General features: G+C 70.2%; 13 protein-coding genes. 8 read left to right on the top strand and 5 right to left on the bottom strand.

Going from position 1 to position 15,144, the window contains the following annotated elements:
• Positions 1-9 precede the first annotated feature (9 nt).
• Both ACZ67T_RS09480 and ACZ67T_RS09475 read left to right on the top strand, forming a co-directional pair.
• Positions 10-870, top strand: coding sequence for a hypothetical protein (locus ACZ67T_RS09480; protein ID WP_469982761.1), 861 nt, complete (start codon positions 10-12; stop codon positions 868-870).
• Between the two features lie 477 nt (positions 871-1,347).
• Positions 1,348-1,890, top strand: a complete 543-nt coding sequence (locus tag ACZ67T_RS09475; RefSeq protein ID WP_326774897.1) for a bacterial proteasome activator family protein — start codon at positions 1,348-1,350, stop codon at positions 1,888-1,890.
• A 124-nt stretch (positions 1,891-2,014) separates the two neighbouring features.
• Here the strand turns inward: ACZ67T_RS09475 and ACZ67T_RS09470 are convergent, their stop codons facing one another.
• A complete protein-coding gene (locus ACZ67T_RS09470; protein ID WP_469982759.1) occupies positions 2,015-3,598 on the bottom strand; it encodes a protein kinase domain-containing protein in 1,584 nt (527 codons plus the stop codon).
• Positions 3,599-3,910: 312 nt separating this feature from the next.
• On the opposite strand from ACZ67T_RS09470, the gene ACZ67T_RS09465 reads away from it, so the two are divergent.
• Positions 3,911-5,563: a protein kinase domain-containing protein gene (locus tag ACZ67T_RS09465; RefSeq protein ID WP_469982757.1), complete on the top strand. Its 1,653-nt coding sequence runs from the start codon at positions 3,911-3,913 to the stop codon at positions 5,561-5,563.
• Positions 5,564-5,592: 29 nt separating this feature from the next.
• Here the strand turns inward: ACZ67T_RS09465 and ACZ67T_RS09460 are convergent, their stop codons facing one another.
• The 3 genes from ACZ67T_RS09460 to ACZ67T_RS09450 all read right to left on the bottom strand — a co-directional run bounded on the left by ACZ67T_RS09460 (position 5,593) and on the right by ACZ67T_RS09450 (position 7,833).
• Positions 5,593-6,603: a phosphotransferase gene (locus ACZ67T_RS09460; protein ID WP_469982755.1), complete on the bottom strand. Its 1,011-nt coding sequence runs from the start codon at positions 6,601-6,603 to the stop codon at positions 5,593-5,595.
• Between the two features lie 35 nt (positions 6,604-6,638).
• Positions 6,639-7,094, bottom strand: a complete 456-nt coding sequence (locus ACZ67T_RS09455) for a pyridoxamine 5'-phosphate oxidase family protein (RefSeq protein ID WP_469982753.1) — start codon at positions 7,092-7,094, stop codon at positions 6,639-6,641.
• Positions 7,095-7,170: 76 nt separating this feature from the next.
• Positions 7,171-7,833 (bottom strand): response regulator, encoded by a 663-nt coding sequence (locus ACZ67T_RS09450; RefSeq protein WP_469982751.1) that lies wholly within the window; start codon positions 7,831-7,833, stop codon positions 7,171-7,173.
• Positions 7,834-8,221: 388 nt separating this feature from the next.
• Here ACZ67T_RS09450 and pdhA point away from each other — a divergent pair, with 388 nt between their 5' ends.
• The 3 genes from pdhA to ACZ67T_RS09435 are packed head-to-tail and all read left to right on the top strand — an operon-like array spanning position 8,222 to position 11,797.
• On the top strand, positions 8,222-9,400 hold the full coding sequence (pdhA, locus tag ACZ67T_RS09445) for a pyruvate dehydrogenase (acetyl-transferring) E1 component subunit alpha (RefSeq protein ID WP_469982750.1): 1,179 nt from the start codon (positions 8,222-8,224) through the stop codon (positions 9,398-9,400).
• A 2-nt stretch (positions 9,401-9,402) separates the two neighbouring features.
• A complete protein-coding gene (locus ACZ67T_RS09440; RefSeq protein ID WP_469982748.1) occupies positions 9,403-10,383 on the top strand; it encodes an alpha-ketoacid dehydrogenase subunit beta in 981 nt (326 codons plus the stop codon).
• Between the two features lie 10 nt (positions 10,384-10,393).
• Complete coding sequence (locus ACZ67T_RS09435) at positions 10,394-11,797, top strand: dihydrolipoamide acetyltransferase family protein (RefSeq protein ID WP_469982747.1); 1,404 nt, start codon at positions 10,394-10,396, stop codon at positions 11,795-11,797.
• A 216-nt stretch (positions 11,798-12,013) separates the two neighbouring features.
• Here ACZ67T_RS09435 and ACZ67T_RS09430 read toward each other — a convergent pair whose 3' ends face one another.
• The gene (locus tag ACZ67T_RS09430; RefSeq protein WP_469982745.1) at positions 12,014-12,907 is read right to left on the bottom strand and encodes a D-alanyl-D-alanine carboxypeptidase family protein; all 894 of its coding nucleotides are present in this window, start codon (positions 12,905-12,907) and stop codon (positions 12,014-12,016) included.
• Positions 12,908-13,104: 197 nt separating this feature from the next.
• Between ACZ67T_RS09430 and ACZ67T_RS09425 the strand changes: the two genes are divergently transcribed.
• Both ACZ67T_RS09425 and ACZ67T_RS09420 read left to right on the top strand, forming a co-directional pair.
• A complete protein-coding gene (locus ACZ67T_RS09425) occupies positions 13,105-13,773 on the top strand; it encodes a GntR family transcriptional regulator (RefSeq protein ID WP_469982744.1) in 669 nt (222 codons plus the stop codon).
• Positions 13,770-15,077 (top strand): MFS transporter, encoded by a 1,308-nt coding sequence (locus tag ACZ67T_RS09420; protein ID WP_469982743.1) that lies wholly within the window; start codon positions 13,770-13,772, stop codon positions 15,075-15,077. Before ACZ67T_RS09425 ends, ACZ67T_RS09420 begins: the two co-directional genes overlap by 4 nt.
• Positions 15,078-15,144 lie beyond the last annotated feature (67 nt).

The following is a 15,144-nucleotide window of genomic DNA, read 5'->3' as shown; positions in this document are numbered from 1 at the left end:
GCGCGCGGAATGACTCCACGCCTCCGCACCACCGGCCGCCCGCTGCGGCCGCTGCCGCTGCTGCGGCCCCTGCTGTTCCTGGCCCTCCTTCTCGGACCGGCCACCTCAGGGACTTACGCGTACGCCGCCGAACCCGCGCCCCCGCGCGCCCCCACGTCCGGCCCCGCCCCCGCATCTACTCCCGCCTCCACCTCTGCCTCTGCCTCCGGGGCACAGGCCGGCGGTCACTCCGCCAAGGGCCGTACGCCGCCGGGGCGGGCCGAGTCGGAGCCGTCGGCCCACGGCCGCCCCGAACAGAAGCCGTCCACGGGCCGGCCCAGCAAGGAGCACTCTGCGGCCGAGCCCTCCGCGCGCGCCACCGCGAAGCCCTCGGCGAGTACCTCCCTCAAAAGGCCCAGCGCTTCCCACGCCAGTCCGAAGACCTCCCCCGCGAAGACCTCCCCCAAGACGGCCTCCCCCAAGACGGCCTCCCCCAAGAAGGCCTCCCCCAAGAAGGCCTCCCCTGTGGCCCCCTCCCGCAAGGGCCACTCCGCCGGTAAGAGCCACTCCGCCTCGGCGCCCGCCGCCGCGTCGCCGAAACGGTCCCGCCCCCCGTCGGCGGACCCGCCCCGTACCCGCCCGGACCACGACTCCATATCCGTGCCCGTGCCCCCGGAAGAGCCGCAGACCCGCGAGGACGGCTCCGACGAGCAGCAGGTCCAGCCGTCGGCCCGGCCCATCCGCGTCCCCGTGGACACCGCCGGCCGTACCCCGCAGCCGACCGTCGCCGAACCCGTGATCCCCGGCGTGGGCGTCCTGCCGCTGGGCTCCGGCCTGGTTCTCATAGGCCTCAGCGTCGGAGTCCTGGCACTGCGCCTGCGCCGCACGTGAGATCTGCGCCGCACGTGAGATCTGCCCCGCACGTGAGATGCCCCGCACGTGAAATCTGCCCCGCACCTGAAATCGCTGCCGCACCTGAAGTCCCACCGCATATCCCGCCGCCCATGAAATCCGCCCCGATCGAGAAATCTCCGCCGCTCATGACATACGCCCCGCTCATGGCTCACGCGCTCCCTACGGCTCACGCGCTCCCCATGACCCAGTCGCGGCCACACGCGCGACCCACGGCCTACGCGCCCCCCGCGCCCGACGCCTCACGCTCCGCGCAGTCCCGAGACCTCCCGTCCCGACCGGCCCGTGGTCCCCGTTCCACGCCCCGCCCGCCCCGCAAGCCGCCGCCCGCGTCGCGCAGACCCGTACGCGTCGGAAACATCGCCGCTCACGGTGGGAGCACGCCCGAACACGGTGGATCACCCTCGTATGGGGGCACTACCCAGGTGTGATGGTGCGGTGCGAGAGAATGGCGGCATGGAGATGCCGAGGAACGAAAGCTCGCCGCAGAGCCCCCAGGTCCTGGTCGTGGGCCAGGACGGAATGGCGCTCGGCGGCGGTGGAGACGACGACTCCCGCGAGGTTCCGGTGACGGAGATGGTGGAACAGCCCGCCAAGGTGATGCGCATCGGCAGCATGATCAAGCAGCTGCTCGAGGAGGTGCGGGCGGCTCCTCTGGACGAGGCGAGCCGGGTGCGGCTCAAGGAGATCCACTCCAGCTCCGTGAAGGAGCTCGAGGACGGTCTCGCGCCGGAGCTCGTCGAGGAGCTGGAGCGTCTCTCCCTGCCGTTCACCGACGAGGTGATCCCGAGCGACGCCGAACTGCGGATCGCGCAGGCCCAGTTGGTGGGCTGGCTGGAGGGGCTCTTCCACGGGATCCAGACGACGCTGTTCGCCCAGCAGATGGCAGCGCGGGCCCAGTTGGAGCAGATGCGCCGTGCGCTGCCGCCCGGCGTGGGCGGCGGCGAGGAGGGCGACGACCCGCGGATCGCCGGCCGCTCCGGAGGCCCGTACCTGTAAGGACCCCGGCGCCTCTGCCCGGTACCTGTCGTACCCCGAACCGAACCCACAACGTGAAGGCGCCCGGCCGGTCACCATGACCGGCCGGGCGCCTTCGTATGTCGTATGCCGGGAGGGCGGCGGCTCAGGCGCCGCCGTCGGTTCCGGCCGCGCCGTTTCCGCCCGTGTCCCCGCCGGTGTCGCCCGTGGGCGGCTCCTCCGTGGGCGGGCTGGGGTCGCCCCCCGTGGGCGGCTCCTCCGAGGTCGGCTGGCTCTTGGACGGCGTCGGGTCCGACGGCTCGTCGGTCGGCTCGGACGCGCTGCCGGACGGCGTGACCTCACCCGTGCTGGGCTCCTGTGACGGCGTGTAGTCGGTCTCCCCGCCGGTCCCGGCGCCCGGGTCCGCCGGCTCCTCCTCGGTGGCGGTGTCGTCGGAGCTCTTGGTGGGCTCCTTCTCCTTCTGGGAGTGCGACTGCGTGGGCGACTGCGTGGTGCCGGTGCCGCCCTTGTGGTCGTCGCCGCTGGTCATCGCCCAGGCCGCGCCGCCCGCGATGGCGATCACGGCGAGGACCGCGAGGATCCACATCTTGCCGCGGCCGCTGCCGCCGCCCGAGCGGTGACCGCCGTCGAATCCGCCGTCGTCGCTGCCCGGGGGCCGCAGCATCGGCTGGGCCGCCGTACCGGTGTCGCCCGGGTGCGGGAGCGCCGTCGTACCCGCGAGGCCCATGGCCGGGGTGTTGCCGCCGCTGTGCATGTCGGCGGCGACCGGGCCGGTGTTCCACGTGTTGGTGTGGCCGCCCTGGTCGTACAGCATCTGCAGCCCGTACTGGACGAGGCCGCGCATCTCCTCGGCGGTCTGGAACCGGTCGTCCGGGTCCTTGGCCAGGGAGCGCATGACGAGGCCGTCGAGCTCCGGCGGTGCCACGTCCGAGACCTCGGAGGGCGGCACCGGCACGTCCTGGACGTGCTGGTAGACGACGGACAGCGGGGTCTCGCCGGTGAACGGGGGCCGCAGCGCGAGGAGTTCGTAGAGCAGGCAGCCGGTCGCGTACAGGTCGGAGCGGTGGTCGACGGCCTTGCCGAGGGCCTGCTCGGGAGACAGGTACTGGGGCGTGCCCATGACCATGCCGGTCTGCGTCATGGTCGACTGCGCGCCGTGCAGGGCGCGCGCGATGCCGAAGTCCATCACCTTCACCGCACCGGTGTTGGTGATGATCACGTTCGCCGGCTTGATGTCGCGGTGCACGATGCCGTGCTGGTGCGAGTAGGCGAGGGCCTCCAGGACACCGGAGACAATGATCAGTGCCTGCTCGGGTCCGGGCGCCTCGGCGTTCAGGAGGAGGTCGCGGATCGTGCGGCCCTCGACGATCTCCATCACGATGTAGGGGACGACCGAGCGGCCGACGGTGTCCTCGCCGGAGTCGTACACGGCGACGACCGCGTGGTGGTTGAGGCCCGCGACCGACTGGGCCTCGCGCGTGAAGCGGGCCTTGGAAACCGGGTCCTCGGCGAGGTCGGAGCGCAGGAGCTTGACCGCGACGGTGCGTCCGAGCCGGACGTCCTCCGCGGCGAACACCTCCGCCATGCCGCCCCGGCCGAGTCTGTGGGTCAGCCGGTACCGGCCATCGCCGACCAGTCCGCCGTTCCCCCACAACTCCGGCGCATCTGACATACCGCCGCCAGCCGTCTCGGGGTCGGACGGGCCCTGAGCGCGCTGCGTCTGTGCCATCAGTCCTCGCCGTCGTTTCTGTCCGCGTCTGTGTCCGCACTCTCGGATGTACGCGCGGTGGTCGTTACGGTCTCCGTCGGGCCACGCTACAGGCTTCGCCCGGCGCGCCGTCCCGAGATGGACCGGCCATCAAACCTTCTGCGGGCAATGCGATGCAAATCGTCTGGGCAATTCCTGTAACGCTTCCGCGACGCTTCTTGCCCGTACGGTCACGGAACGGGCACCGAGCTTGACGTGCTGGTGCCACGGGGCAGACTTGGCCGGGAATAGTGGTAGTCGATCACGGGCCGCGCCGATGGGGGACGTAGAAACATGAGCCAGGACGGCGCACAGGGCCGGTACGCAGGGCGTGCCGTCGCCGGCGGTCGCTACCAGCTGCGTGATCTGCTCGGCGAGGGCGGCATGGCCTCGGTCCACCTCGCGTACGACACCGTGCTCGACCGCCAGGTGGCGATCAAGACGCTGCACACCGAGCTCGGGCGCGAGCAGGCGTTCCGTGAGCGCTTCCGTCGCGAGGCGCAGTCCGTGGCGAAGCTCACGCACACGAACATCGTCTCGGTCTTCGACACCGGCGAGGACGACCTCGCCGGGATGACCACTCCGTACATCGTCATGGAGTACGTGGAGGGCCAGCCCCTCGGCTCCGTGCTCGACGCGGATGTCGCGCACTACGGCGCGATGCCGACCGACAAGGCCCTGAAGATCACGGCCGATGTGCTCGCGGCGCTCGAGATCAGCCACGAGATGGGTCTGGTCCACCGGGACATCAAGCCGGGCAACGTCATGATGACGAAGCGGAACGTCGTCAAGGTCATGGACTTCGGCATCGCCCGCGCCATGCAGTCCGGTGTCACGTCGATGACGCAGACCGGCATGGTCGTCGGCACCCCGCAGTACCTCTCGCCCGAGCAGGCCCTGGGCCGTGGCGTGGACGCCCGCTCCGACCTGTACTCGGTCGGCATCATGCTGTTCCAACTGGTCACCGGACGGCTGCCGTTCGAGGCGGACTCGCCGCTGGCCATAGCGTATGCGCACGTCCAGGAGGAGCCGGTGGCTCCTTCGTCGATCAACCGGTCGGTGCCCCCGGCCGTGGACGCGCTGGTCGCCCGCGCGCTGAAGAAGAACCCGAACGAGCGCTTCCCGAGCGCCGAGGCGATGCGGGACGAGTGCCTGCGGGTCGCCCAGTCGCTGCAGGCCGCGGCACCCAGCATCGTGCCGGGTGCGCAGACGTCCAGCGGCGCGGGTGTCGGTTCCGCGGTGTTCCCGCCGGTCGACCAGTCGACGGCGGCGCCGACCGGCCCGGTGCAGACGCCGTACCAGCCGGGCCCCTACGGGACGCCCACTCCGGCGCCGGCCACGCCGGGTTACGGATATCCGCAGCAGGGCTACCAGACCCCGCCGCCCACCTCTCCGTACGCGCCTCAGCAGCAGCACCACCACCAGCATCAGCAGACGCCTCCGCCGTACACCATCTCGCCACAGACGACGCCGGGTTCGGCGGGCTCCGGCGGCGGTGGTGGTAAGCGGAACACCGGGGTGATCGTCGGTTCCATCGTCGTCGCGCTGCTCGCGGTCGGCGGTCTGATCACGGCCCTGACGCTGAACGGCAATGACGAGAAGGGCGGCGGTGGCGGCGACGCGACGAAGTCGCCGTCGGTCGTCGCCGGTCACAAGGGTCCCGATCTGACGAAGACGATCGAAGAGGACGAGTGCACGGAGCCCGACACGGGCTACAACGACCCTGACAAGGTCATGCTCCCGGACTTCACCTACAAGAACATCAAGTCGGTCAAGGCCTGTATGCAGGCCGCCGGTTGGAAGTTCGATGTCCGGGACGTCGACGAGAACACCTTCGGTGAGGGCACGGTCATCGTGCAGTACCCCAAGGCGCGCACGGAGATCGACCCGAAGAACCCCGAGTCGATCCAGCTCCAGGTCTCCACGGGCGACCCGGCGACGGGCTGACCCGGCCGGTCCGGCTCACCGACGGCCGCTCACTCGGCGAACGCGTCGCGCACCGCCCCGTACTCCTTCGTCCACCACACGGCGAGCGCCGACGCCGCGGGGAACTGGGGATCGGCGCGAGTGTCGCCGCGTTCGTAGCGCCAGCGCAGTATCCAGAAGTCGTTGAGCCGCTCCCACCACACACGGTGGACGGCGGCCGCGAGTTCGTCCGCGCCGGCGCCCGAGGCGCGGCGGTACGCGCGCGCGTAGGCCCGCACCTTCGGCAGGTCGAGCGTGCCGACGGGACGCACGAAGAAGATCACGGCGGCGCGTACGGCCTCTTCGGCGCGCGGCTGCACCCCGAGCCGGTCCCAGTCAACGATCGCGGCCGGTACGCCGCCCTGGTAGAGCAGGTTGAACGGGTGGAAGTCCCCGTGCACCCAGCCGGTCGCCGAGGCCTGCGAGGGCCGCCGCCCCGCGCAGGACTCCAGGAGTTCGCGGCGCTCCACGAGCCGGTGCCGCGCCAGCTCGTCGAACGCGTCGTGCGGGCGACGGCGGCGCACCCGTTCCAGGAGGGTGTCGATGAGCGCGAGGGTGTCCGCGGGATCGGCACTGTCCCGCCCACGCGCGGGCGCGGCCCCCATGACCTTCTCCAGACAGGCGTGTACGAGTCCCAGGAGCGCCCCGAGCGTGCGGCACTGGGCCGCCGTGAGCTGGGCGCCGCTGCGGTGGCGGCCCTCGACCCAGGGGTGCAGGGCGTAGCTGGCGCCGCCGATGACGGTGACCGTGCGGCCGTCGGCGGCGGGCAGGGGCGGGGCGACGGGGACGCCGAGTGCGGCCAGGCGTTCGGTGGCGCGGTGCTGGCGGGCGATGGCGGCCGGGTCGGCGGTCTCGGGGTCGAAGTGGTGCTTGAGGAAGTAGCGGCCGCGCGTGGTGGCGAGCCGGTAGCCGCGGTTGAGCAGACCCTGGTCGACGGGTTCGCAGGCCAGCGGTGAGCCGGCGTCGTACTGCCGCAGCAGGGCACGGAGCGGTGGGGCGGAGTGAGCAGATGAGCGCGGCACGCGCCAGATGTTAGGGCACCCTGGGTAGCCGGTGGCTACAGAACGTGGCGAAAGGCCCGCTTCGGATGACGGGTGCCGCCCGTCAGTTCGTGCACGGTGACGAACTGGGGCTCGATCCGCAGATAGACGGGGTCGAACGGCTCCCCGTCGGCGAAGCGGGGCGCGGGGCCGAAGGGGCCGAGTTCGCCCGGGGCCGGTTCGACGGCCACGCAGGTGCCGACGAACTGGACCGACCACTGGCTGTCGGCGGGGTCACCGGCGTTGTTCAGGTTGTCGGCGCCGTAAGCGACGACGCTGCCGGCGCAGGCCTGGTGGTAGCCGTAGCCCTTGTGCATACGCAGGACGACCCGGCCGTCCACCACGATGTGGCGGGCCGAGGCGAGGAAGGGGAGCGCGCGCATGCTGGTCGCCACCCGGCCGTGGTCCACGCTGCCGATCAGCTCGAGGGCGCGCCGTTCCCGGGCGCGGTCTTCCTGGAATTCGGAGGGCATGTTTTCACGGTGTGCCACCGGAAGCCCGCTGTGAAAGAGGCTCCGGCCCCCTGTGAAAGGGACGTAGGTCCCGAATTCAGTCGCGCTTCTCGGCCTGCAGCCGCGCGACAAATGCGGCGGCCTGCGAGCGGCGTTTCATGCCCAGTTTCGACAGCAGGCTGGACACGTAATTCTTGATCGTTTTCTCGGCGAGATGCAGGCGTTCCCCGATGACGCGGTTGGTCAGGCCCTCGCCGATCAGGTCGAGGATCCTGCGCTCCTGCTCGGTCAGGTTCGCGAGCCGGTCGTCCTCCCCGCCGCGGCCGCCGCTGCGGAGCCTTTGGAGGACGCGGGCGGTGGCGACGGGGTCGAGCAGGGACTTCCCGGCGGCGACGTCACGGACCGCGTTCAGGAGCTCGTTGCCCCTGATGGCCTTCAGTACGTAGCCGGAGGCGCCCGCCATGATCGCGTCGAAGAGTGCCTCGTCGTCGGCGAACGAGGTCAGCATCAGGCACTTGACCGAGTCGTCCTGGGAACGGATCTCGCGGCACACCTCGACGCCGCTGCCGTCCGGGAGCCGTACGTCCAGGACCGCGACATCGGGGCGCGTGGCGGGGATGCGGACGAGGGCGTCGGCAGCTGTACCCGCCTCTCCGACGACTTCGATGTCCTCTTCCACGGAGAGCATCTCGTGCACTCCGCGGCGTACGACTTCATGGTCATCGAGTAGAAATACGCGAATTTTTCCGTCTTCGGGCACGCGGCCAGTCTCACATACTGGCTCTTCCCGTGCCCGAGGTGACCGGGATAACGTGCCGGTGTTCCGGCTGCCTGCCAGGCTTGTGACCGGTGCTCCGAACGGTGCTTCGACCACCTCTGACCAGCAAGTGTTCCGCAGTTGCTCGATTTACTTGGATATCCAAGCAAAATCGCAGGTCAGATGGGGTTTCGCAGATATGTGGGGCACTGGGTAACGTGCATCGTGCAGGGCGCTCGCCGGGGCACCTGTCACGCCTGTACCCGGCCGAGTCGCACCCACCCCGTGCGCGGGACGGAGCAGGCGAGCCTCCCCGAGGCCCTGTTGAAGGGCTGGGGGGACCCCCAGGCTTCCCGGCGAACCCGGGGGCCGGACCGACGGAGGAGCACACGTGACCGTGGACAGCACTGCCGCCGCGCGTACGCCGCGCAAGCGCACCGCTGCGAAAAAGTCTGCGAAGAAGTCCCCGGGAGTCGGAACATCCGACCTCGTCCAGCTGCTGAGCCCCGAGGGCCGGCGCGTGGAGGACCCCGCGCACGCCGAGTACGCCGCGTTCGTCGAGGACATCACGGCCGACGAGCTGCGCGGCCTGTACCGCGACATGGTCCTCACCCGTCGCTTCGACGCGGAGGCGACGTCGCTGCAGCGCCAGGGCGAGCTGGGCCTGTGGGCCTCGCTGCTCGGCCAGGAGGCCGCGCAGATCGGCTCGGGCCGCGCCACGCGCGACGACGACTACGTCTTCCCCACCTACCGCGAGCACGGCGTCGCCTGGTGCAGGGGCGTCGACCCGACGAACCTGCTCGGCATGTTCCGCGGCGTGAACAACGGCGGCTGGGACCCGAACAGCAATAACTTCCACCTGTACACGATCGTCATCGGCTCGCAGACGCTGCACGCCACCGGCTACGCCATGGGCGTCGCCAAGGACGGCGCGGACAGCGCCGTGATCGCGTACTTCGGTGACGGCGCCTCCAGCCAGGGAGACGTCGCCGAGTCGTTCACGTTCTCCGCGGTCTACAACGCGCCCGTCGTGTTCTTCTGCCAGAACAACCAGTGGGCGATCTCGGAGCCGACCGAGAAGCAGACCCGCGTGCCGCTCTACCAGCGCGCGCAGGGCTACGGCTTCCCCGGCGTCCGCGTCGACGGCAACGACGTGCTCGCCTGCCTGGCCGTCACCAAGTGGGCCCTCGAGCGGGCGCGCAGGGGCGAGGGGCCGACGCTGGTCGAGGCGTTCACGTACCGCATGGGCGCGCACACCACCTCCGACGACCCGTCGAAGTACCGGGCCGACGAGGAGCGTGAGGCGTGGGAGGCGAAGGACCCGATCCTGCGCCTGCGCACCTATCTCGAGTCCGAAACTGACACGGACGAGGGATTTTTCGCGGAACTCGAGGCCGAGAGCGAAGCGTTGGGTCTTCGAGTACGTGAGGTCGTGCGGGCCATGCCGGACCCGGACCCGATGGCCATCTTCGAGAACGCGTACGCGGACGGGCACTCGCTCGTCGACGAGGAGCGTGCCCAGTTCGCCGCCTACCAGGCGTCGTTCTCCGATGCCGAGGGAGGCAACTGATCATGGCGGTACAGAAGCTTCCGCTCGCGAAAGCGATCAACGAGTCGCTGCGCGTGGCGCTCGACACCGACCCCAAGGTCCTGATCATGGGCGAGGACGTCGGCAAGCTCGGCGGCGTCTTCCGCGTCACGGACGGACTGCAGAAGGACTTCGGCGAGGACCGGGTCATCGACACCCCGCTCGCCGAGTCCGGCATCGTCGGCACGGCCATCGGCCTCGCGCTGCGCGGGTACCGGCCGGTCGTCGAGATCCAGTTCGACGGTTTCGTCTTCCCCGCGTACGACCAGATCGTCACGCAGCTCGCGAAGATGCACGCCCGCGCGCTCGGCAAGATCAAGCTGCCGGTCGTCGTGCGGATCCCCTACGGGGGCGGCATCGGCGCGGTCGAGCACCACTCGGAGTCGCCGGAGGCGCTGTTCGCGCACGTGGCGGGCCTGAAGGTGGTCTCCCCGTCGAACTCGTCGGACGCGTACTGGATGATGCAGCAGGCCATCCAGAGCGATGACCCGGTGATCTTCTTCGAGCCGAAGCGGCGCTACTGGGACAAGGGCGAGCTCGACACCGAGGCCATCCCCGGACCGCTGCACGGCGCGCGCACGGTGCGCGAGGGCACGGATCTGACGCTCGTCGCGTACGGGCCGATGGTGAAGGTCTGCCTGGAGGTGGCTGCGGCCGCCCAGGAGGAGGGCAAGTCCCTGGAGGTCCTCGACCTGCGCTCCATGTCGCCGATCGACTTCGACGCGGTGCAGAAGTCCGTCGAGAAGACCCGCCGGCTCGTCGTGGTGCACGAGGCCCCGGTCTTCCTCGGCACGGGCGCGGAGATCGCCGCGCGGATCAGCGAGCGCTGCTTCTACCATCTGGAGGCGCCCGTGCTGCGGGTCGGCGGCTATCACGTGCCGTACCCGCCGGCGCGCCTCGAGGATGAGTATCTGCCGGGCCTCGACCGGGTGCTCGATGCCGTCGACCGCTCGCTTGCGTACTGAGGAGAGGGCCGTGACGACGATGACAGACGCTGCGCTGGCCGAGTTCAAGATGCCCGACGTGGGCGAGGGACTCACCGAGGCCGAGATCCTCAAGTGGTACGTCCAGCCGGGTGACGCGGTCACCGACGGGCAGGTCGTGTGCGAGGTGGAGACGGCGAAGGCGGCCGTCGAGCTGCCCATCCCGTTCAACGGGGTGGTGCGCGAGCTGCGCTTCCCCGAGGGGACGACGGTGGATGTGGGGCAGGTGATCATCGCGGTGGACGTCGCGGGCGGATCCGGCTCCACGGCCGCTGCTCCCGTGTCCGTGTCCGTGCCGGAGCCCGCGTCGCCCGAACCCGAGGCCGAGCCTCAGGGGCGGCAGCCGGTTCTTGTGGGGTACGGGGTTTCCGAGGCGTCGACCAAGCGCAGGCCGCGCAAGGGCGACGTGGTGGCGGCCCCGGCGGCGGTCACGCAGACGGTTCCTGCGCCCGAGCCGGAAGCTCCGGCGAAGGGGAACGGACGGCCGCTGGCCAAGCCCCCCGTGCGCAAGCTGGCCAAGGACCTCGGCGTCGACCTCGGCTCGCTCACGCCCTCCGGTCCCGACGGCATCATCACCCGCGAGGACGTGCACGCGGCCGTCGCCCCGGCTCCCGAGCCGGTCGTGGTGCGGGCGCAGGTACTGGTGCAGCCGCAGGAGCCGATCGCCGCCGCGCCGGCCGTCGTCCAGGACGGCGTCCGCGAGACCCGTGTCCCCGTCAAGGGCGTACGCAAGGCGACCGCGGCCGCGATGGTCGGCTCCGCGTTCACCGCGCCGCACGTCACGGAGTTCGTGACGGTCGACGTGACGCGGACGATGAAGCTCGTCGAGGAGCTGAAGGCCGACAAGGAGATGCAGGGGCTGCGGGTCAATCCGCTGCTGCTCGTCGCCAAGGCGCTGCTCGTCGCGATCAAGCGGAACCCCGAGATCAGCGCGTCCTGGGACGAGACAGCCCAGGAGATCGTCCGCAAGCACTATGTGAATCTGGGCATCGCCGCGGCCACCCCGCGCGGTCTGATCGTGCCGAACATCAAGGACGCGCACGCCAAGACCCTGCCCGAACTGGCGACGGCGCTGGGCGAGTTGGTGTCGACGGCCCGCGAGGGCAAGACGTCGCCGGGCGCCATGCAGGGCGGCACGGTGACGATCACGAACGTCGGCGTCTTCGGCGTCGACACCGGCACCCCGATCCTGAACCCGGGCGAGTCCGCGATCCTCGCCGTGGGCGCGATCAAGCTCCAGCCCTGGGTCCACAAGGGCAAGGTGAAGCCCCGCCAGGTCACCACCCTGGCCCTCTCCTTCGACCACCGCCTGGTGGACGGAGAGCTGGGCTCGAAGGTACTGGCGGATGTGGCAGCGATCCTGGAACAGCCCAAGCGGCTGATCACCTGGGCGTGAGTGCATCACACGGGGCCGCACCTGAGGGTGCGGCCCCGTGTGACGTACGGCTGGTGTGACGTACGGCTGAGGCGTGTCGCTCGACCCGGCTCGACCTGACCCGAGCGGAGTCGGCCACGCCCTGAGAATCCGTCAGGGGTATGCGCCCTGAGAATCCGTCAGGGGTCTGCCGCGCGATGCGGCAGACCCCCTTTGTGCGTGGCGTACCTGTGCGGGCTACTTCTTGAAGCCGTAGTCCATGAGCTTCTTGGCGTCCGCCGTGCGGTTCGTGACGGAGGAAGAGGCGAGGACCGTGCCGATGACCGTCTTGCCGTTGCGGGTGGCGGCGAAGACCAGGCAGTACTTGGCTTCGGGGCCCGAGCCGGTCTTCACGCCGATGGTGCCGGAGTAGCTGCCGAGCAGGTTGTTCGTGTTGGACCACGACATGTAGCGGTAGCCGCCGCTCTTCGTCGTGACCTTCTGCTTCGTCGACGTCGTCTTCACGACCGCGCGGAACGTGGAGTTCTTCATGGCGGACGAGGCGATCTTCGTCAGGTCGCGCGGCGTCGAGTAGTTCGCGCCGCTGCCGATGCCGTCGAACGAGTCGAAGTGCGTGTTCTTCAGGCCCATGTCCGTGGCGGCCTTGTTCATCTTGCCGATGAAGGACTTCACGCGGGCGACGCGCGTGCTGCCGGAGCCGAACTTGTCGGCCAGGGCGTACGCGGCGTCGCAGCCGGACGGGAGCATGAGCCCGTACAGGAGCTGGCGGACGGTGACCTTGTCGCCGACGATCAGGCGGGCCGACGACGCGTTCTTCGCGACGATGTAGTCGCTGTACGCCTTCTGGATCGTGACCTTGGAGTCCAGGTTCAGGTTCGACTGCGCCAGGACGACCTTCGCGGTCATGATCTTGGTGGTGGAACCGGTGGAACGGCGGGTGTCGGCGGCCTTGGTGAACAGGCTCGTACCGGTCCCGTTGTTCATCACGTAGCCGCCCTTGGCGACGATCGTGGGGGTGGGCAGCGTGGCCGCCTGCGCCGAGCCGGCGAAGGCCCCGCTCGCCAGGACCGCACCGGCGGTCACGACGGCGGCGGCGGATACGCGACGAATGCCCTTAATGCGGGTTTTCAAGTTGAACGCTCCAAATGCCCCTGGAATGCGGCCGCATGAGGGTGCCGCTTGTTGAAGAGACTCCTGAGCGCGGTGGATGGATGCACAGGAATGAGGACTATTTGTGGCGAAGATGCGGCGCCCGTCGTTCCGGGGCGCCTCGTCCGCATTCTGGACGGCCGCCGACGATGCGTACGTGTTGTATCTATGATGTGCGCATGCCTTCCGCGCCCCCGTCCCCCACCGCCGTCAAGCGACCGCCGGCAGCCGACCGCGTCTACGACCATGTCAAGCGCAGCGTCCTCGAACGCCGTTACGAGGGCGGGACGTTGCTCACCGAGGGCGAGCTCGCCGAGGCCGTCGGGGTCTCCCGCACCCCGGTGCGTGAGGCGCTGCTCAAGCTGGAGGTCGAAGGGCTGATCAAGCTCTACCCGAAGAAGGGCGCCCTGGTCCTCGCCGTCTCCGCGCAGGAGATCGCGGACGTCATCGAGACCCGCCTCCTCGTCGAGGAGCACTCCGTGCGCAAGGTGGTCCCCGCGCCCGCGAGTCTGATCGCCCGCCTGGAGGAACTGCTCTCGCTCCAGAAGACCCAGGCCGCCGCGGGCGAGTTCGCCGACGCGGCCAGCACCGACCGCTGCTTCCACGCCGAGATCGTCCGTGGCGGAGGCAACGCGATCCTCTCCCGCCTCTACGACCAGCTGCGCGACCGCCAGCTGAGAATGGGCGTCGCCGTGATGCACTCGCACCCGGACCGGATCGCCAAGACGCTCACCGAGCACGCGGAGATCCTCGACGCGCTGCGCGCCGGCGACGCCGAGGCAGCCGTCACCGTGGTCCGCCGCCACGTCGGCTGGTTCTCGAACCTGGCGCGGGGCGAGGTCCGATGAGCAGCTCCGCCGGAACCGTGTCGCTGCCCGGGGATCCGCCCGGCGGCCGCAGGGCCATGGGCGTCTGGTCCATCGGCGTCGCCGTCTACTTCGTCGCCGTCATCTTCCGCACCTCACTGGGCGTCGCCGGCCTCGACGCCGTCGAACGCTTCCACATCAACGCCTCGGCGCTGTCCACCTTCTCGATCCTCCAGCTGCTCGTGTACGCGGGCATGCAGATACCGGTCGGCCTGATGGTCGACCGGCTCGGCACCAAGCGCGTCCTGACGATCGGTGTCGTCCTCTTCACCATCGGCCAGCTCGGCTTCGCGTTCTCGCCCTCGTACGGGACGGCCCTCGTCTCGCGCGCGCTGCTCGGCTGCGGCGACGCGATGACCTTCATCAGCGTGCTGCGGCTCGGCACCCGCTGGTTCCCCGCCCGGCGCGGGCCGCTGGTCGCGCAGCTCGCGGGCCTCGTCGGCATGGCCGGCAACCTGGTGTCGACCCTCGTGATCGCGCGGCTGCTGCACGGCGTCGGCTGGGAGGCCGCGTTCGCCGGCAGCGCGCTCGCCGGAGTCGTCGTCCTCGTCCTGATGCTGCTCTTCCTCAAGGACCACCCGGAAGGCTTCGAACCGGAGCCCGTGCGGCACACCGGAGGGGCCTTCGTCCGCGGACAGATCGTCGCGTCCTGGCGCGAGCCGGGGACACGGCTCGGCCTGTGGGTGCACTTCACGACGCAGTTCCCGGCGATGGTGTTCCTGCTGCTGTGGGGCCTGCCGTTCCTGGTCGAGGCGCAGGGACTCTCGCGCGGGACCGCCGGTGAACTGCTCACCCTCGTCGTGCTGTCCAACATGCTGATCGGGCTCGTCTACGGGCAGATCGTGGCCCGGCACCACATGGCCAGGCTGCCGCTCGCCCTCGGCACGGTCGCCGGTACGGCCGTGACGTGGGCCGTGACGATCGCCTACCCGGGGGACCACGCGCCGATGTGGCTGCTGGTGGTGCTGTGTGTCGTGCTCGGGGCGTGCGGTCCCGCGTCCATGCTCGGATTCGACTTCGCGCGCCCGGCGAACCCGCCGGAGCGGCAGGGAACCGCGTCCGGGATCGTCAACATGGGCGGGTTCGTCGCGTCGATGACGACGCTGTTCGCGATCGGGGTCCTGCTGGACGCGACCGGCGACAACTACCGGATCGCGTTCTCCGCGGTGTTCGTGCTCGAGGCGCTCGGGGTGAGCCAGATCCTGCGACTGCGCCGACGCGCGGACCGGCGCGAGCGGGAGCGGCTTGTGGCCAGCCGGGTGGAGACGGTGCACGTACCGGCGTAGGCGGTTCCGGCGCAAGGCGCACGCGGCTGAGACGTACCCGCGTAAGACATCCCCGACTGAGACATCC

Source organism: Streptomyces sp. NPDC107517 (assembly GCF_055582645.1).
This window is presented reverse-complemented; position numbering and strand designations above follow the sequence as displayed.

What these genes read in the sequence shown, in the direction of transcription:
- ACZ67T_RS09480 (WP_469982761.1), top strand. Translation starts at nt 10, where the DNA reads ATGACTCCACGCCTCCGCACCACCGGCCGCCCGCTGCGGCCGCTGCCG.
- ACZ67T_RS09475 (WP_326774897.1), top strand. Translation starts at nt 1,348, where the DNA reads ATGGAGATGCCGAGGAACGAAAGCTCGCCGCAGAGCCCCCAGGTCCTG.
- ACZ67T_RS09470 (WP_469982759.1), bottom strand. Translation starts at nt 3,598, where the DNA reads ATGGCACAGACGCAGCGCGCTCAGGGCCCGTCCGACCCCGAGACGGCT.
- ACZ67T_RS09465 (WP_469982757.1), top strand. Translation starts at nt 3,911, where the DNA reads ATGAGCCAGGACGGCGCACAGGGCCGGTACGCAGGGCGTGCCGTCGCC.
- ACZ67T_RS09455 (WP_469982753.1), bottom strand. Translation starts at nt 7,094, where the DNA reads ATGCCCTCCGAATTCCAGGAAGACCGCGCCCGGGAACGGCGCGCCCTC.
- ACZ67T_RS09440 (WP_469982748.1), top strand. Translation starts at nt 9,403, where the DNA reads ATGGCGGTACAGAAGCTTCCGCTCGCGAAAGCGATCAACGAGTCGCTG.
- ACZ67T_RS09425 (WP_469982744.1), top strand. Translation starts at nt 13,105, where the DNA reads ATGCCTTCCGCGCCCCCGTCCCCCACCGCCGTCAAGCGACCGCCGGCA.
- ACZ67T_RS09420 (WP_469982743.1), top strand. Translation starts at nt 13,770, where the DNA reads ATGAGCAGCTCCGCCGGAACCGTGTCGCTGCCCGGGGATCCGCCCGGC.